Source organism: Streptosporangium sandarakinum (assembly GCF_050942225.1).
In the GTDB taxonomy this organism is placed as follows: Bacteria; Actinomycetota; Actinomycetes; order Streptosporangiales; family Streptosporangiaceae; genus Streptosporangium; species Streptosporangium nondiastaticum.
In genome coordinates this window covers 1,097,432-1,115,159 of sequence record NZ_CP192034.1, presented here as the reverse complement: position 1 = coordinate 1,115,159, position 17,728 = coordinate 1,097,432, and the positions used below count along the sequence as shown (strand labels likewise).

The 17,728-nt window shown below is 73.7% G+C and carries 11 protein-coding genes; 5 read left to right on the top strand and 6 right to left on the bottom strand.

Annotation, left to right across the window (positions count from 1 at the left end):
* Positions 1-105 precede the first annotated feature (105 nt).
* Positions 106-3,519, bottom strand: coding sequence for a bifunctional glycosyltransferase/CDP-glycerol:glycerophosphate glycerophosphotransferase (locus tag ACQP10_RS05420; RefSeq protein ID WP_433540978.1), 3,414 nt, complete (start codon positions 3,517-3,519; stop codon positions 106-108).
* A gap of 399 nt (positions 3,520-3,918) precedes the next feature.
* On the opposite strand from ACQP10_RS05420, the gene ACQP10_RS05415 reads away from it, so the two are divergent.
* From ACQP10_RS05415 to ACQP10_RS05405, 3 genes are all read left to right on the top strand, one after another.
* Entirely contained in the window at positions 3,919-5,412 is a 1,494-nt protein-coding gene (locus tag ACQP10_RS05415) for an NAD(P)/FAD-dependent oxidoreductase (RefSeq protein ID WP_433540977.1), read from the top strand.
* Between the two features lie 181 nt (positions 5,413-5,593).
* Positions 5,594-8,509, top strand: a complete 2,916-nt coding sequence (locus ACQP10_RS05410) for a CDP-glycerol glycerophosphotransferase family protein (RefSeq protein ID WP_433540976.1) — start codon at positions 5,594-5,596, stop codon at positions 8,507-8,509.
* A 56-nt stretch (positions 8,510-8,565) separates the two neighbouring features.
* Complete coding sequence (locus tag ACQP10_RS05405) at positions 8,566-9,708, top strand: glycosyltransferase (protein ID WP_399500007.1); 1,143 nt, start codon at positions 8,566-8,568, stop codon at positions 9,706-9,708.
* 73 nt (positions 9,709-9,781) lie between these two features.
* On the opposite strand, the gene ACQP10_RS05400 is transcribed toward ACQP10_RS05405, so the two are convergent.
* Positions 9,782-10,645, bottom strand: a complete 864-nt coding sequence (locus tag ACQP10_RS05400; RefSeq protein ID WP_433540975.1) for a hypothetical protein — start codon at positions 10,643-10,645, stop codon at positions 9,782-9,784.
* The gene (locus ACQP10_RS05395) at positions 10,636-11,325 is read right to left on the bottom strand and encodes a hypothetical protein (protein WP_433540974.1); all 690 of its coding nucleotides are present in this window, start codon (positions 11,323-11,325) and stop codon (positions 10,636-10,638) included. Before ACQP10_RS05395 ends, ACQP10_RS05400 begins: the two co-directional genes overlap by 10 nt.
* A 299-nt stretch (positions 11,326-11,624) precedes the next feature.
* Between ACQP10_RS05395 and ACQP10_RS05390 the strand changes: the two genes are divergently transcribed.
* Entirely contained in the window at positions 11,625-12,497 is an 873-nt protein-coding gene (locus tag ACQP10_RS05390) for a polysaccharide deacetylase family protein (RefSeq protein WP_346021777.1), read from the top strand.
* Here ACQP10_RS05390 and ACQP10_RS05385 read toward each other — a convergent pair.
* Positions 12,401-13,675, bottom strand: a complete 1,275-nt coding sequence (locus tag ACQP10_RS05385) for an acyltransferase family protein (RefSeq protein ID WP_433540973.1) — start codon at positions 13,673-13,675, stop codon at positions 12,401-12,403. The two genes, ACQP10_RS05390 and ACQP10_RS05385, sit on opposite strands and share 97 nt — an antisense overlap.
* Before the next feature lie 196 nt (positions 13,676-13,871).
* Here ACQP10_RS05385 and ACQP10_RS05380 point away from each other — a divergent pair, with 196 nt between their 5' ends.
* Positions 13,872-14,237 (top strand): nuclear transport factor 2 family protein, encoded by a 366-nt coding sequence (locus tag ACQP10_RS05380; RefSeq protein WP_433540972.1) that lies wholly within the window; start codon positions 13,872-13,874, stop codon positions 14,235-14,237.
* Positions 14,238-14,298: 61 nt separating this feature from the next.
* On the opposite strand, the gene guaA is transcribed toward ACQP10_RS05380, so the two are convergent.
* Both guaA and ACQP10_RS05370 read right to left on the bottom strand, forming a co-directional pair.
* Positions 14,299-15,870: a glutamine-hydrolyzing GMP synthase gene (gene guaA / locus ACQP10_RS05375; RefSeq protein ID WP_346021774.1), complete on the bottom strand. Its 1,572-nt coding sequence runs from the start codon at positions 15,868-15,870 to the stop codon at positions 14,299-14,301.
* Positions 15,871-16,152: 282 nt separating this feature from the next.
* A complete protein-coding gene (locus ACQP10_RS05370) occupies positions 16,153-17,667 on the bottom strand; it encodes a DUF885 family protein (protein ID WP_399500010.1) in 1,515 nt (504 codons plus the stop codon).
* Positions 17,668-17,728 lie beyond the last annotated feature (61 nt).

The window sequence follows — 17,728 nt, the reverse complement described above, 5'->3', positions numbered from 1 at the left end:
CGCGCCGTTGAGATCCACGGCTTTGGGAAAGGGAGGGACCGGACCGGCCGGCCGGACACACGGCCCGCGTCCCTCCCCCGCCGCCGCGGGGGGCGCCCCGCGCGGTCAGCCGAACACGCGGTCCACGACCCGCGCCGCCGCGCCGCCGTCGTCGAGCGGGCAGAACCTCGCCCGGAACTCCTCGTACAGCGCCGCGTACTTCGCCTCCGCCTCGGCGGCGCCCCTGATCGCCGCCGTCACCTCCTCGGTCGTGCGGGCCAGCGGGCCGGGCGCGTCGGCCTCGAAGCCGAAGGTGAAGCCGCGCAGCTCGTCGCGGTAGTGCTCCAGGTCGTGGACGTGGAACACCATCGGCCGGCCGGTCACCGCGAAGTCGAACATCGCCGCCGAGTAGTCGGTGACCAGCGTGTCGGCGACCAGGTACAGCTCGGTGGCGTCCGGGTAGCCGGAGACGTCCCGGACGAAGTCCCCGCCGGCCCGGGGCACCCGGTCCACCACGTTCGGGTGGCGGCGGATCAGGAGCACGTGGTCGCCGCCCAGCTCCTCGTGCATCCGCTGGAGGTCGAGCCGCAGGTCCAGCCGGTAGCGGCCCCTGGCGTAGAGCTTGTCGTCGCGCCAGGTCGGCAGGTGCAGGACGACCCGGCGGCCCTCGGGCAGGCCGAGCCGCGCCCTGATCCGGGCGGCGTCGCCGTGCCGCAGGACGTCGTTGCGGGGCAGGCCGGTCTCCAGGATCTCCCCGTCGAAGCGGAAGGCGCGCCGCAGGACCGGGGTGCACCACGGGCTCGGCGAGACCAGGTGGCTCCACTGGGCGACCTTCCAGGCCAGCCGTTCGTGGTGGTCGGGCCGGGCGAGCGGCATCCGCTCGACGTCGAAGCCGACGCGCTTGAGCGGCGTGCCGCGGCCGGTCTGCAGCACGACCTGGTCGGGGCGGCGCTCGAACCAGCCGGGCAGGTCGACGTTGGTGACGACGTAGCGGCAGCGGGCCAGCGCCTCGTAGTGCTCTCGCCCGTACCGCCGGACCGGCGTGACCCCCTCGGGCAGCTCCACCTGGCCGTCGCGGACGCACCACAGGAACTCCAGGTCCGCGTCGCGCCGCCGCAGCTCCTCGTAGATCGCCCGGGGGCTGTCGGAGAACTGCCGCCCGCCGTGGCTGTCGAACAGGACGGCGTCCCGCCGCGGCTCGGCGCGCCGGGCGGGGTAGAACTCCTCGCGCAGCAGCCGCTGCTGCTTGGGCCGCCCCTCGGCGCCCAGGTCGCCGCCGACCGTGAGCACCGCCTCCGCCATCAGGTCGGTGTCGAAGGTGAAGGTGCGGTTGCCGGTGGCGTGCTCCAGCGGCTCGGCCTGGTGGAACTCCACCCGCATGTCGCCCGCGGCGGTGCGGACCGTGAAGCCGTGCGCGCCCGACGGCAGCGGCAGGCGGCCTCCGAGGGTCTCGGACGCCTCGGGGGTCACGGTGACGCGCTCGCCGTCGATCGGGAACAGCCGCTCGCTGAACCGGCCGCGCGAGGTGACGACCAGCCACGCCGGGCCGTCGATCGGGCGCATCGGCGCGCCGGCGAGCTCCAGGTGGCCCCGCTCGCTCCACCAGACCCGCTCGACGTGGAAGGTCGGCCGCTGCTCGCGCAGCACCAGCCCGCCCGACGCCGACCGGCTCACCACCACGTCGCGGCCGTGCCTGCGGTGCAGGCCGCGCTCCACGCCGTCGTCGACGACCAGCGGCCGGGCGGGCCCCACCTGGGGGAGGACGTCGAAGCGCCACTCGGCCCCGGGGTTCAGGGCGCTCATCTCCAGGCTCGACGGGTCCAGGTCCGGCCACCGCTCGGACAGCACCCCGTCGAGGTCGATCATCGCGTCGAACGTCCCGCCGTCCGAGATGATCATCGGGTAGCGGCGGTCACGCCCGCCCTGGGGGCGGGTGAGCCGCAGGTGCGGGCCGGCGCCCAGGTCGTCCTCGCACCGGCCGCTGATCCACAGCCTGCCGTCGACCACCCGGTGCCCGGTGACCCGGGCGGCCGGGCGGTCGACCCGCAGCCTGAGCTCGTCGGCGGCCGTCCACTCCGTCCACACCGCCGTCCCCCGGTCGTGCTCGGCGAACACCGGCCGCCGCGCGGCCGGCCCGGGCTGGCCCAGCGTGGCGCGCCGTACCAGGCCGCGGTGCAGGACACGCAGCTCGACCCGCCATGACGAGCCCGCGGGCAGCTCCGCCGTGTCGATCGCCAGACGGAACCCGCACCAGTCCTTACGGCGCCGCGGGCCGGTGTCCACCAGCGACGGGCCGCGCCGCCTGCGCACCCGGAGCCGGACGCGGCGGCCGGTGTCCTCCTCGACCAGCCAGGCGGCGACGTGCTGCTGGATCCGCTTGCGGGGGCGCAGGTGACGCGGCGAGATCCGGCCGTCGACGACCAGCCGGTCGTCCTGCCGGCGCAGCTCGTCCACCCGCTGGCGCAGGTCCAGCTCCTTGCGCATCCGGGTGACGGACCCGGGCAGCGGCACCGGGCAGTTGAGGTGGTAGCCGCGCACGCCGCCGCCGGTGACGCGGGTGTTCGCCTTGGCGGTCCGCTCCCACTCCAGCACCCGCAGCAGGTCGTCCACCCGGTCCTGCCGTACCAGCTCCCATTTGACGCGGCGCGGCGCGGGGACGGAGGCGAGGACCTTCGGGCCGGCCTCCTCCAGGTAGGCGCGGGCCAGGTCGCGGAAGCGCCGCCGGAAGTCGTCGTCGGCCTGGTCGAGCACCTGCAGGAAGTTGGGCAGGTCGCTGTCGAGGACCATCCGGTCCCAGGCGGGCAGGTGGCGGGCGCGGCCGGTCCGGACGAGGAAGTCCCGCACCGAGCGGACCGCGGCGAAGCGGTCCTCGACGCCCTTGACGTGCGCCCGGTTCTGGGTGATCGAGGTGCTCTCTCCCTCGCGTTCCCGCCACAGGTAGACGGGGACGCTCAGCACGTCCACGGCCTCGGCGAGGAAGTGCGCGGGCACCGCGACCGCGATGTCCTCCCACAGCACCCCCTCGGGGAAGCGCAGGTCGTTGCGGTCCCAGAAGGCGCGGCGCCACAGCTTGTTGGTGACCAGCCGGTCCTTGAGCAGGATGTCGTCGCGGGTGACGTGGGTCCGCCTCGCCGGGCTGGTGAAGATGGCCCGGTGCATCGGCGACTGGCGCACCCCGTGGCCGCTGAAGCGCAGCACGTTGCCGGTCGCCAGGTCCGAGCCGCTCTCCAGCAGGGCGCACGCCATCGTCTCGATCGCGGTCGGCGGGAGCAGGTCGTCGCTGTCGAGGAAGGCGAGGAACTCGCCTGAGGCGTGCCGGACACCGGTGTTGCGCGCCGTGCCCAGGCCGCCGTTCTCCTGCCGGACGAGCCGGAACCGCCCGTCGCGGGCGGCGAAGGCGGCGGCGATCTCCGCGCTGGAGTCGGGCGAGCCGTCGTCCACCATGACGACCTCGATGTCGCTCCAGGTCTGCGCGGCCACCGACGCCAGGCACGCCTCAAGGTACGGTTCCACGTCGTAGATGGGCACGATGACGCTCACTAGGGCCACGATCGGTCCTCCGGTAGTCGGAAATCGCCCGGCCCAGCATGGCCGCGTCCGCGGTCCGGCGGGCACCGGAATGCGGCCGCGATGGAACGAGCTGACCGAGTCTTGACCGTCCCTCGCGTCTCCGTGCGGCCGCGCGCGGGGTCCGGCGGGGCCGCCGGGCGGGCGGGGTGGCCGCGGGCGTCTCCCAACGGGGAGGCACCGCTTCCCCAGCGACGGGTCAAGGCTGGGAATGCACACTCCCTAGCAAGTCGCGATGACCCTCCGTAATCGCCCCCCGGTCCGACACGATCGACTCGCCGGGCCGCCGGTCGCCGGAAACGGCCGGGATCGACCGGGAACGGGGAACCGGAAACGGCCGGGAACGGGGAAATCGTCCGCGGGGGGAAGCGCATGGAGTCGACAGTCATCGTGGGGGCGGGGCCCGCCGGGCTCACCGCCGCCTACGAGCTGACCCGGCGGGGCCTGCCGTGTGAGGTCTTCGAGGCCGACCACGTGGTCGGCGGGATCAGCCGGACCGTGGAGCGCGACGGCTGGCGCTTCGACATCGGCGGCCACCGCTTCTTCACGAAGGTGGCGCGGGTCGAGGAGTTCTGGAACGAGATCCTCGGCGAGGAGGACTTCCTGCTCCGGCCGAGGATGAGCCGCATCCACTACGGCGGCCGTTTCTTCGACTACCCGCTCCGGGCGTCCAACGCGCTGCGCAACCTCGGCCCGCTGGAGTCGGCGCGCTGCGTGGCCTCCTACGCCGGGGCCCGGCTGCGCCCGCCCGCCGACCAGTCGACGTTCGAGGGCTGGGTCACCGCCAGGTTCGGCCGCCGGCTGTACGAGATCTTCTTCCGCACCTACACCGAGAAGGTGTGGGGCGTCCCGGCGGCGAGCATCCAGGCCGACTGGGCGGCGCAGCGGATCAGGAACCTCTCGCTGGGCCGGGCCGTGCTCGCCGCGCTGCGGCCGGGCCGGGGCGGCACCGAGGTCACCAGCCTGATCGAGGAGTTCCGCTATCCCCGGCTGGGGCCCGGCATGATGTGGGAGGCCTGCGCCGAGCGGGTTCGCGAGCGGGGCTGCCCGGTGCGTCTCGGCGTCCGGGTCGGGCGGGTGCGCCGTGGCTCCGGCGGGCTGGTGGTCACCGTCATGGACGGCGGCGTCAGCCGGGAGGTCCGCTGCGACGCGCTGATCTCCTCCATGCCGCTCGGCGACCTCGTCCGGGCGTTCGGCCCGGACGTGCCGGACGTCGTGGCCGAGGCCGCGGCGGGCCTGCGGCACCGCGACTTCCTGACGGTCGCGCTGGTGGTGCCCGAGCGGTTCTCCTTCCCGGACAACTGGATCTACATCCACTCCCCCGAGGTACGGCTGGGCCGCGTGCAGAACTACGGCTCCTGGTCGCCCTACCTGGTGCGGGAGGGCCTGACGTGCCTGGGCCTGGAGTACTTCGTCAACGAGGGCGACGACCTGTGGGACGCCCCCGACGACGACCTCGTGGCCTTCGGCACCGGGGAGCTGGAACGGCTGGGCCTGGTCACGCCCGGCGCGGTCCGGCAGGGCTACGTGGTGCGGATGCCGAAGGCGTACCCGGTCTACGACGCCGGCTACGCGGGCCACGTCGGGACGATCAGGAAGTATCTCGACGTGGAGTGGCCGGAGGTCCACCCGGTGGGCCGCAACGGCATGCACCGCTACAACAACCAGGACCACTCGATGCTCACCGCGATGCTGGCCGTGGAGAACGTCGCCGACGGCGCCCGGCACGACGTGTGGGAGGTCAACGTCGACGCCGACTACCACGAGGAGCGCTCCGGCCCCGGCTCCTCCGGCGGCGGCGCCGCCCCCGCGGGCACCGGCCGTGCCGCCCCCGTCCTGGTGGAGACGGCCGCCCCGCATCCGTGATCCGCCCCGCGGCCCCGGCTCCTCCCGTGGCTTCCGCCGTGTCCCGGGCCCTTCGGCCCGTCCCGGGCTTTCCGCCCCGTCTCCGGCCCGGCCCTTCCGCCGGGCGGGCGGCGGGCCCCGCGCGGCGGGACGCCCGCCGGACCCCTGCAAACCCCCTTACATCCGACCGGAGTTCGCATCCATGACACAGCGTTCCACGGTTCCGGACGTCAGCGTGGTCGTCATCACCTACGACGACGCGCCCCGGCTGCCGCGAGCCGTACGATCCGTCCTCAGCCAGACCCTCAAGAACCTCGAAGTGATCATCGTGGACGACTGCTCCGGCGATGACACCCCGGCGGTGGTCGCGGCGCTCGCCCGGGAGGACCCGAGGGTCCGTTGCATCCGGCTGCCGGCCAACAGCGGCGGCTGCGGCGCCCCCCGCAACGCGGGCATGGACGCCGCGGCGGCGCCGTACGTGATGTTCCTCGACAGCGACGACGAGCTGCCCCGCCACGCCTGCAAGAGCCTGCTGCTGGAGGCCGAGGCGACCGGCGCCGACTTCGTCATGGGCACCGTGGAGCGCGTCGACGAGGGGACCGGGAACACCACCCTCTGGTACCCCCGGCTCTTCGCCGAGCGCCGGGTCGTGCACGGCGTCCGCGCCGAGCCCGAGCTGCTGTTCAACTGCCTGGCCACCAACAAGCTGTACCGGCGGGCCTTCCTGGAGGCGACCGGCATCCGCTTCCCCACCGGCATCCACCACGAGGACATCGTCTGGTCCACGGAGCTGTTCTGCCACAGCAAGCTGTTCGCCGTCGTCCCCTGGCCGGTCTACCGGTGGCTGCTCGCCGCCGCCCCGGCGACGACGTCGATCTCCTCCCGGCGGCACGAGCTGGAGAACGTGCGGCAGCGGATCGCGGCGGCCGAGCTCACCGACCGGGTGCTGGCCGCCACCGGCTCCCTCGACCTGAAGGAGGACAAGGACTTCCGCTTCCTCTCCCACGACCTGCGCCTCTACCTCGGTGACCTGCCCCGGCGCGACCCGGGGTGGGTCGCCGCGTTCGCCGACATCGTCGTCCCGTACGTGGACACGCTGGAGCCGGCGGCCGTCCGGCGGTCGAGCCGGGCCGAGCGGGTGTGCGTGCAGCTGCTGCGCGAGGGCCGCCACGAGGAGGCCGCCGTCGCCGCCGTCGAGCTGGGCGGCAGGTGGGTCCCGCCCCGGACCGTCACCGGGCACGGCGCCCGCGTCTTCTGGGGGGAGACGGTCCCCGCGACCGAGCGGGGCCGCGAGGAGCTGGACGTCACCGAGTCGCACCTGGGCGAGCAGCCGCTGGCCTCCGCGCTGCTCCGGCACGAGCTCGCCGACCTGGAGGCGTCCGGCGACCGGGTACGGCTCCGCCTGCGGACCTACGACCCCGGCCGGGTGCTCGACGGCCGCGCGCCGACCGCCCGGCTGCGGATCGGCGGCCGGAAACGGACGATCGCCGCGCTACCGGCCGAACCCGTGCCGGCCGCGCCGCGCGGCGGGCCCGTATCCGAACCGGCCGCACCGTACGGCGGGCCCGCGTCCGAACCGGCCGCGCCGCACGGTGAGCCCGCGCCCGCCGGATCCGCGCCGGACGGATCCGTGCCGGACGGGACACGGGAGTGGGAGGTGACGATCGACCTGTCCGCGCTGGACTGGCCGGAGGACGCGGTGAAACCCCAGTCGGTCGAGCTGTCGCTCACCGAGGGCGGGCGTTCCTGCTCCCGGCCCGTGCTGGCCTTCCCCGACCTGTCGTTCACCTCCACCGGCACCCTGTCCGCCGGCCGTCTGGTGCTGGAGGCGTCGGCCGACGTCCCGTTCCGCCTGACCGCGCGCCGGATCGGCCCGGCCCCCCGGCGGGGGCGGCTCGCGCGGGCGGCCGAGCTGTGGCGGGACCTCCCGCTGCGCCTGGCCACCCCGCGCAACCTGGGCCGCTTCTACCGGCTGGCCGCCGCGCTGACGCCGGTGGACCGGCGGCTGGCGGTGTTCGAGTCGGCCGAGGGCGGCGCCTACACCGGCAACCCCCGCTACGTCTACGAGGAGCTACGGCGGCGCGACGCCCCGATCAGGGTCGTCTGGTCGCACACCGGCGACACCGCGCACTTCCCCCGCGACGCCGTACTGGTCAGGCGCAACACCTTCCGCCACGCGTGGTTCCTGGCCCGCGCCCGCTACTGGGTGGACAGCCACAACCTCCCGTACTGCTACCGCAAGCGCCGGGCCACCCGGTACCTGCAGACCTGGCACGGCCAGGTGTTCAAGAAGATGGGCCTGGACGATCCCCGGCTGCGCGCCCAGCCGGCCATGGCCAGGAGGTACGCCGAGGCGGTGGCGCGCTGGGACGTCCTGCTCACCCCCGGCCCGGACTTCCGCCGCGACTTCGGCGACGCCAGCGGGTTCACCGGTGAGGCGCTGCACGCCGGGTATCCCCGCACCGACGTGCTCGTCCGGCACGACGAGCCCGAGCAGCGCGAGCGGGCGCGGCGGGCGCGGGAGTTCTTCGAGGTCCCCGAGGGCAGGCGGGTGATCCTCTACGCGCCCACCTACCGCGACGAACGGCGCTTCAGCGGGGAGTCGATCCGGCTGGACCCGCAGGTCCTGGCCGCCGAGCTGGGCCGCGACTGGGTGATCCTGGTGCGCGCCCACCCCTTCGACCGCTTCACCGTGCCGGACCCGCTCGGCCACTTCGTCCGGGACGCCTCGTCCTACCCCGAGGTCAACGATCTGATGCTGGCCTCCGACGTCCTGGTGACCGACTACTCCTCGATCATGTTCGACTACGTCTGCCTGGGGCGGCCCATCCTCTACTACGCCGACGACTACGAGCACTACGCCACGGACCGGCGGGGCGTCTGCTTCGACCTGGAGCGGCTCGCCCCGGGACCGCTGCTGCGCAACCCCGGCGAGCTCGTCGCCGCGCTGAACCGGCTCGACACGGTCACCGAGCGGTACGGCGAGCGGTACGCGGACTTCCGCGCCCGCTGGTGCGCCCTGGACGACGGGCGGGCCGCCCGCGCGGTCGTGGACGCGTTCTTCCCCGAAGCCCCCCGATCCCTCGAAGCCCCCCGGCTCCCGGAGGCCGCCCGATGAACCGTGCCTCCTCCGCAGACCGCTCGATGGACCGCACGCCTCCCGGAGGCCACCCGATGAGCACCGCACGACCGCGCCGCGTCTTCTTCGTCAGCACCGACGGGGACTCCATGGGCGGCTCCCAGCGGGTCCTGCACACCCTGGCGCAGGGGCTCGCCGAGCGCGGGCACGAGGTGACGCTGGTCAGCATCAACCCCTCCCGGCAGCCGCAGTCCTACGTCGCCGACCCCGCCTACCGGCACGTCACGCTGTACGGCACGCCCGCCCCGGAGGCGCCCGCCCGCCGGCTGCCGTTCCCGCGGCGCGCGGGCAGGCCCCGGCGGTCCCCGGACGAGGTGGCCGCCGCCAAGCGGAGACTGGCCGGGCTGGCCGAGGAGGTCACCGGCGGCTACATGGTCGTCGCCTCGCCGTGGGCCGCCCACTGGATCTCCGACGTGCCCATGCCGCACCTCGCCATGATCGGCCAGTACCACCAGACCTACGAGGACGCGGCCGGCACCCCGCACCTGCGGCTGATCAGGAAGCACTACGCCCACTACGACAAGGCCCTCTTCCTGTGCGAGGAGTACGCCGCGGCCTTCACCCGCCACCGGCTCGCCAACTGCGGGGTCATGCCCAACCCGGTCGGCGTCTTCCCGGACGAGCCGGCCCCGCTCCGCGCCCCGCGGATCGTCTCGGCGGGGCGGCTGGTCAGGCCCAAGCGGATCGACCTGCTGATCGACGCCTTCGCCGCCGCGGCCCCGTCCGCCGCCGAGCCGTGGGAGCTGCGGATCGTCGGCGACGGCCCGGTGCGGGCCGCCCTGGAAGAGCAGGCCCGCGCCACGGGACTCGGCGACCGGATCGTCTTCCGCGGCCAGGTGGCGGACGTCGAGGCCGAGTATCTCGGCGCCTCCGTCGTCACGCTGACCAGCGACGCCGAGAGCTGGGGGCTGGTGCTGGCGGAGGGCGCCGCCTGCGGCCTGCCCGCCGTGGCCTGCGACATCTCGGCCGGGGTGCGCGCGCTCGTGGCCGACGGGGACAACGGCCTCCTGGTCGGGCCGGGCGACGCGCGGGGGTTCGCCGCCGCGCTGGAACGCCTGATGTCGGACGGGGAGCTGCGCCGGAAGATGGGGTCCCGGGGCCGGGAGCGGATGCGGGGGTATCTCCTGCCGCGCGTCCTGGACCGGTGGGAGGCGTTGTTCGACGAGATCGACCGCTGAGGGGGGCCGGGGCGCGGGCCGCGCCGTACACCGGAGGGACCGGGGCGCGGGCCGCCCGCGGGGTCAGCGGGGGTCAGCGGGGTGACAGCAGGGCCCGCGTCTCCCGCAGGAACGTGGGGACCAGCAGCACCCCGATGATGATCGGCGTCACCATGAACCGGAAGTCCTGGGCGGTGTTGGTGAGGAGCACGCCGAGCTGCTGGGCGCAGACCACGGCGGCCACCGCGGCCACCGCCCGGCTTCCGGTGCGCCGCCGGGCCAGCGCGGCCGTCGCGTAACAGAGGTAGCACCAGAGGGCTCCCCGCCACAGCAGCCATTCGAGCCGGTGGGCCCCGGCCGCGTCCAGGGCGGACAGCGCGGCGGCCCGCAGCCCCTCGGAGAGCGGCCGGCCGCGCATGACCGCGGCGACCGGGGTGCCCTCCCAGCCGGGCGGGAGCACCGGGTCACGCAGCGAGAACCGGTAGAGCTCCCCGCCGGGCTCTCCGGCGGTCGAGCCGACCTGCCAGGCGAGCGCGGCGCGGCAGAGCCGGGCGTCCAGGATCACGCCCGGCGCGCGGACCAGCAGGCCCCGCCAGAGGTCCATGACCTCCGAGACGCGCCGCTCCGCCTCCCGGCCGTCGAAGTCCGGGTCGAAGTAGACGCGGGACACGGTGTGGCAGGTCGCCCCGCGCAGCCAGGTGCCGATCGGGGCGATCCCGGTCAGCAGCTCCCGCTGCCCGCGGTCGAACAGTCCGGGGCGCTCGGCGTAGGCCACGGCGAGGTCACCGAAGACCGTCTGGTAGGCGAAGACGCGCGGCGGCGGGGCGACGCCGAGGGCCGGGTAGCCGCTGCTCATCAGCAGCGGCGGCACCGCCACCGCGACGGCCGCGACCGCCGCGGTCCACCGGCGCGCGACCGGCAGCAGCGGGACCAGCAGGACCGCGGCGATCAGCGCCACGACGAAGCCGTTGTTGCGGAACAGGCCCGCCCCGAGGAGCTCGGCGCCCAGGACGGCCAGGCGGGGTCCCAGCCCCCGCCGCGCGGGCGCGGGCGGGCGGGGGCCGGGACGCCGTCCGGGACCGTGGCTCCCGACGGGGTTCCGTCTCCGTGCCGGGTCCCGGCGCGCGGCCGGGCCGCGATCCCGGCGGCCGTCCCGGCGGCGAACAGGACGCAGATCGTGAACGGCACGTCCTTCCACATGGTCACGGTGAAGGCGCCGAGTGGCGGGAGCAGCGCCGCGCAGCCCACCGCCGCGACCAGCCACCGCCGGCGCGGGCCGTACGGCCTGAGGGCGCCGGCGAGGTGGGCCAGCGCGGCGGACATGGCCGTCGTCTGCAGGAGGGTCACCGGCGACAGGTCGCCGGTGACCCGCAGTGACAGCCGGAGCAGGGCGTCGTAGGCGACCGAGTGGGTGGCGGTCCAGGGCCCGGTGGTGACGTGCCGGACGTAGGAGACGGTGTCGGGGCTCATCAGCCCGGGATGGAGGGCGAGCCACCAGCCGAGCAGCACGAGCTGGCCGGTCGCGTAGCAGGCGAGCGGGAACCATCGCTCCCGGGCCGGCGTGCCGCCCCCGCCGTCCCCGCCGCCGTCCGGCCCGCTCTCCCCGGCCGGACGCGGCCCCACCGTAATGATCGTCATCGTCTTCCCAGCGCGTCGGGGCGGGGGGCCGTGCCCATCATCGGGTACGCCGGGGGTCCGTTCGGGCCGTTATACCCGGCCGTGACCGCATGAGTTGTCAAGTTTGCCGTTGGACGGGGACGGGCTCATCCGCCTGTTGTCTCCCGGTGCGCCCGCCCACCAAACCACCACAAAACACTTATTCAGCGACATAAAACCAGGCTTTTCACAGGACATCGTGACGCATAGGCCCCAGAAGCCATCGGGAGCCTCGATAAGATTCCCATTCAACCGACGTCAATTTGACCCGGAGCCCCCTCATGAAGTCTCCTGTCCGCATGCTGCTGGCCACGTCATGTGCGCTGGCCCTGACCTCCGTCCCGGCCGTCGCCTGGAGCGCGACGCGGAGCGGTTCCGACATCACGGCGAAGCCGGCGAGCACGCCGAAGCCCTCGCCCACGCCGACGGCCAAGCCCTCGCCCAAGCCGAAGCCCGCGCCGGTGGACTGCGCCAAGGTCAAGTGCATCGCGCTGACCTTCGACGACGGCCCCGGCAAGTACGCCGACAAGCTGCTCGACACCCTCAAGAAGTACGACGCCAAGGCCAGCTTCATGCTGGAGGGCCAGTACGCGAAGTCCCGCCCGGCGTTCGTCAAGCGGATGGTCGCCGAGGGCCACGACATCGGCAACCACAGCTACACCCACCCGCACCTGCGCGAGCTGTCCGAGGACCGGATCCGCGAGGAGCTGAACAAGACCGTCGAGGTCGTCAAGAAGGCCTCCGGCAAGGCTCCGGCCATGATCCGCCCGCCGTACGGCGAGCTGGACAACCGGGTGGTCGAGATCGCCAAGGAGATGGGACTCCCGATCGTCCTGTGGAACGGCGGCTCCCGCGACTGGGCCACCAAGAACGAGAAGGCCATCTACGACGAGGTGCTCAAGAACGCCAAGCGCGACGGCGTCATCCTGATGCACGACTGGGTCCCGCAGACCGTCACGGTGATGCCCAAGCTGCTCGCGGCGCTGAAGAAGCAGGGCTACCACATGGTGGGGGTCTCCGCCATGCGCGGCGTGAAGGACCTCAAGCCCGGTGACATCTACCCGGTCGGCAGCGAGAAGGACGACGACCTCTCGTCCGACACACCGCTCGACGGCGGTGGCGAGTACGCCGAGTCGCCCGAAGACGGCCTCTGAGACCATCTCCGGGCCACCCGCCTGCCCAGCCGCTGCATGGGCACCTCCACGTAGCGGTAGGTGAGCAGGCTCAGCACCACCGCCGCGGCGATGGTCGCCACCGAAACCGCCACCTGCACCGCCGGCCGCATGGCCCGGACGTCCCCGGCGACGGCCGAGACGGCCTTCAGCAGGGGGTGGTGCAGGAGGTAGAGCGAATAGCTGATCAGGCCCAGCCTGACCAGCGAGCGGGGCAGGCGACGTTCGCGCAGGGCCATCGCGCCCGCGAACGTCGCCCCCGCGAGCGCGATCGTGGTGAACCACACGCCGGGCTGGACCCACCACCAGCCCGCCTGCGGCGACCACACCGGGGCCAGCGCCACCAGTACGGTGGCCGCGGCCACCGGCCAGAGCCGGCCGGAGCCCTGCTCCCAGCGGCGGATCGCGGTCCCGGTGAACATCACGGCCAGGATCGCCGCGCCCAGCCACGGCACGAAGCTGCTGAAGACCGTCAGCAGCACGGCCGTCACGCCGAGCATCCAGGCGGCGGTGACCCGGAACTTGCCGCTGATCAGGCAGAACATCCCCACGGCGAACACCGCGCCGGCCACGTAGGCGGGCCAGGATCCCTTCAGCAGCGGCGCGGAGAGCACCAGCCCGGCCGCCACCGCCACGACGCCGAACCCCACCGCCAGAGTCCCGCTCCGGCGGTGCAGACCGCCGGTGAACAGCGCGGTGACCAGGAGGTAGAAGACCATCTCGTAGGAGAGCGTCCACATGGTGTCGGCCAGGCCGCCCATGTGGAGCACGTCCAGCAGCATCGTGGCGTGCCCGAGCACGCCCGCCAGGTCGCGCGGCACCTGCTCGCGGACCGGCAGCCACACCGCCATCACCAGGACGATCGCCGCGACCAGCAGGTAGACCGGGTAGAGCCGGAACCCCCTGCCGATCCAGAACGCCCGGACGTCACCCCGGCCCTCCAGCGACACCGGGATGATGTAGCCGCTGACCAGGAAGAAGACCAGTACGCCGTACATGCCGAGGTTGAACCAGTAGGGTCGCAGGGCGGGCATGAACCACGGCAGCAGGTGCTCCAGCAGAACCGCGACGGCGGCCAGGCCGCGCAGCGCGTCCAGCCACGCGAGCCGGGCCCCGGAGGTCGGTCGCGGGGGCGGGGGAAGGGCGGCGCTCGTTGACACCCGTCCCAACTTACCGGCTTGCCGGTCAGAAAAAGGATAAAAACCCACAATTCCCAGGTGCGGCCGGAGGCCGGCCCGACGGGCGGACGGATAGCGGTCCCGGCAAGTACCGGTGCATGACGGATTCCGCGATCCGCCGTTCTCCGTAACTTTGTGACCTGCGAGGACAACCGCGGGAAACACGAAGGAGAACGAGATGAACGACGTCGCCAAGCTGGTCGAGCGCTACCTGGCCACCTGGAACATGACCGACGCCGCCGAGCGCCGCGCGGAGATCGGCACCATCTGGGCCGAGGAGGCCCGCTACGTGGACCCGCTCGCCGACGTCACCGGCCGCGACGCGATCGACGCCGTCATCACCGCCGTCCAGGGGCAGTTCCCCGGCATGGTCTTCACCCTCGCCGGCGACGTCGACGCCCACCACGACGTGGCCCGCTTCACCTGGCACCTCGGCCCCGAGGGCGGCGAGGCCATCGTGGTCGGCTTCGACGTCGCGGTCCTGACCGGGGATGGCCGGATCCGGGAGGTCCACGGCTTCCTCGACCGGGTCCCCGCCCTCTAGACGGCGAACACGGCGCGGCCCCGCGGAAGACCGTTCTTCCGCGGGGCCGCGCCGTGTTCGTCTACTCCCACTCGATGGTGCCCGGCGGCTTGCTCGTCACGTCGAGGACGACGCGGTTGACCTCGCGGACCTCGTTGGTGATCCGCGTGGAGATCCGGGCGAGCACGTCGTACGGGACGCGGGACCAGTCGGCGGTCATGGCGTCCTCGCTGGAGACCGGGCGCAGCACGATCGGGTGGCCGTAGGTGCGGCCGTCGCCCTGGACGCCCACCGAGCGGACGTCGGCCAGCAGGACCACCGGGCACTGCCAGATCTCCCGGTCGAGCCCGGCGCGGGAGAGCTCCTCGCGGGCGATGGCGTCGGCCTCACGGAGGATCTCCAGGCGCTCGTGGGTGACCGCGCCGACGATCCGGATGCCGAGCCCCGGCCCGGGGAACGGCTGGCGCCAGACCATCGCCGGGGGCAGCCCCAGCTCCTCGCCCGCCCGGCGGACCTCGTCCTTGAACAGGGTGCGCAGCGGCTCCACCAGCGTGAACTGGAGGTCCTCGGGGAGGCCGCCGACGTTGTGGTGGGACTTGATGTTGGCGGTGCCGGTGCCGCCACCGGACTCGACCACGTCGGGGTAGAGGGTGCCCTGCACCAGGAAGTCGACCGGGCCGTCGGCGAGGATGGCGCGCTGCTCGTCCTCGAACACCCGGATGAACTCCCGGCCGATGATCTTCCGCTTCTCCTCGGGGTCGGTGACCCCGTCGAGCGCCTTCAGGAAGCGCTCCTGGGCGTCGACCACGCGCAGCTTGACCCCGGTCGCCTCGACGAAGTCGCGCTCGACCTGCTCGGCCTCGCCCTTGCGCAGCAGGCCGTGGTCGACGAAGACGCAGGTCAGACGGTCACCGATGGCCCGCTGCACCATGGCTGCGGCCACCGCGGAGTCGACCCCGCCGGACAGGCCGCAGATGGCCCGGCCCTCCGGGCCGATCTGGGCGCGGACCGCCTCGACGGCGTCCTCGACGATGTTGAGCATCGTCCAGGAGGGGCGGCAGCCGGCCGCGTCGAGGAAGCGCTTCAGCACCGCCTGGCCGTGCTCGGAGTGGAGCACCTCGGGGTGGAACTGCACGCCGTACAGGCCCCGCTCGGGGCTCTCGAAGGCGGCGACCGGCGTCTGCGCGGTGGCGGCGGTGACGACGAACCCCTCGGGGGCCGCGGAGACGCTGTCGCCGTGGGACATCCACACGGCCTGCGCGACGGGCAGCCCGGCGAACAGCACGCCCTCCTGCCGCACCTCCAGCGGGGTGCCGCCGTACTCGGCCAGACCGGTGCGGGCCACCGTGCCGCCGAGCTGCTGGGCCATGGCCTGGAAGCCGTAGCAGATGCCGAAGGTCGGCACCCCGGTCTCGAACAGGCCCGCGGGGACGGCGGGGGCGTTCTCGGCGTAGACCGACGAGGGGCCGCCGGACAGGATGACGGCCTTGGGCTTCTTGGCCAGCATCTCCTCGACCGGCATCGTGCTCGGGACGATCTCGGAGTAGACGTGGCATTCACGCACCCGTCGCGCGATCAGCTGCGCGTACTGCGCGCCGAAGTCGACGACCAGGACCGTGTCGAAATCAGACACCAAGACCCCCAAAGAAACCACAGCGGTGCCTTCAGTCTATCGGCGCTCGTCAATGCATCCGCGACGGACCGGAAAAGAGACTTCGGGGGGCCGGAAAAGCCGTACGGCGCTCCGGCTCCGGCTCCGGCTCCGGCTCCGGCTCCGGCTCCGGCTCCGGCTCCGGCTCCGGGGAGACCGTACGGGTGCCGGGAGACCGTATGGGATGCCGGGAAGGACGGGGCGGCGCGGACCGCCGCGGGTCGCGTCTCACGACGGGCCCGCGGCGGTCCGGCGGAGGACTTCCGCAGAGCCTCCGGAGAACGCTCAGAGGATGTTCGGCAACAGGCCCAGCGGCGGGGAGCCGAGGTCGAGCATGGCGGTGTGGAAGCGCTTGAGCGAGAACTCCGCGCCCCAGGCCGCCCGCGCCCGCTCGCGCAGGTCGAGGATCTCCAGCTTGCCCCAGGTGTAGCGGCCGTAGGTCGGGTCGAAGGTGGCCCGCGCCGCCTCCGACATCGCCGCCGGACCGCTGATGTGGGTGTCGGCCTCGAAGCGGCGGGCGCCCTCCTCGACCGTCATCGAGCCGGTGTGCACGCCGATCGCGCAGGCCAGCCGGGTCACCCGGATCAGCGCCTCCAGCCACACGCCGATCTCGAAGCGGGGGTCGTCGGGCGCGAAGCCCTCCTCGACGCACAGCTCCTCGGCGTAGTGCGCCCAGCCCTCGGCGAACGCCAGCGACATGAGCGTCCGGCGCACGTCGGAGGGCGCGTGACGCAGGGCCCGGCCGTGGGAGAAGTGCCCCGGCGCGACCTCGTGCACGTTGATCGCGGGCAGCGTGGTCGCGCTGAAGACCTCCAGCCACTCCTCGATGTCGCGCTCCGGCCAGGTGGGCTCCGGCGGGGTGATGTAGTACCACGAGGGGCCGTCGGGCTCGCCGGACGCGGCCCAGCACATCATCGCCATGGCCCAGCGGCGCGACTCGGGCGCCAGGCCGACCAGGCACTCGCCGTCGTGGTAGGGCACCAGGTCCTTCTCCCGGGTGAAGGCGATCGCCCGTTCGGCTCCGGTCCGCGCGGCGTCCATCACGCCGTCGATGCCGGGGTGGTCGCGGATCAGCTCGCGCGCCGTCTCCAGCGGGGGGCGGCCCGCCGCGTCCAGCTTCGCGCACGACTCGGTGAGGCGCTCCATGAGCCGGTCGCGCTCGGCGTCGGCCCGCGCGGCGAGGGCGCCGAGGTCCACCGGCAGGCCGTCACCCGAGCCCATCAGCAGGGCCAGCCCCTCGGCGCCGAGCGAGGCGTCGGGGTCGCCGGAGCGGGACGCCTCCTCCACGTGCTCCACCAGCCGGGCGTGGGCCTTGAGAGCCGCCTCCCGCACGGGCTCGTCCGCGTCCTCCGGTACCCCGGCCGCCAGGCCGCGCACCGCCCCCAGCAGCGCGCCGGCGACCGGCGCGCTGAGCCGGTCGAGTGAGGCGATCGCGCCCTCCACCGCCTCGGGCCAGCGGGCGAGGTGGGCGAGCCTGGCCGCGGTCCGCTCCGCCTCCGGGGCGTACTCCCGGTCGTAGCAGGCCAGGTCGAGGTTGTTCAGGTGGGCGAGCGGGTTGCGCCGGTGCAGCTCCAGCTCGCCGAACGCGGCCCGGGTGGCCGCCTCGAAGATCTCCAGGTGCGCGGCGTCGTGCGGGTCGTCCGGCGGCGCCCCCTTCCCGAGCGCGGCCAGCCCCGCGCGCACCCCCTCGGGGGAGAGGTCCTGCACCATCCCGTCGTACTCGTGCCGCCCGGCCGCCTCCCGGGACTCGGCCACGGCCATGTCGCACACCGCACGCAGGCGGGAGTCGAGTTCACTCATGTAGGCGAAGCTATCCCAGACGACCTTCCACGCCGAGCCCCGAACCGGGAGCCGCGCGGAC

Excerpts from the sequence above, each read along its gene's own strand:
- ACQP10_RS05380 (WP_433540972.1), top strand. The coding sequence starts at position 13,872 with ATGAACGACGTCGCCAAGCTGGTCGAGCGCTACCTGGCCACCTGGAAC.
- ACQP10_RS05415 (WP_433540977.1), top strand. The coding sequence starts at position 3,919 with ATGGAGTCGACAGTCATCGTGGGGGCGGGGCCCGCCGGGCTCACCGCC.
- ACQP10_RS05410 (WP_433540976.1), top strand. The coding sequence starts at position 5,594 with ATGACACAGCGTTCCACGGTTCCGGACGTCAGCGTGGTCGTCATCACC.
- ACQP10_RS05390 (WP_346021777.1), top strand. The coding sequence starts at position 11,625 with ATGAAGTCTCCTGTCCGCATGCTGCTGGCCACGTCATGTGCGCTGGCC.
- ACQP10_RS05405 (WP_399500007.1), top strand. The coding sequence starts at position 8,566 with ATGAGCACCGCACGACCGCGCCGCGTCTTCTTCGTCAGCACCGACGGG.
- ACQP10_RS05395 (WP_433540974.1), bottom strand. The coding sequence starts at position 11,325 with ATGACGATCATTACGGTGGGGCCGCGTCCGGCCGGGGAGAGCGGGCCG.
- ACQP10_RS05370 (WP_399500010.1), bottom strand. The coding sequence starts at position 17,667 with ATGAGTGAACTCGACTCCCGCCTGCGTGCGGTGTGCGACATGGCCGTG.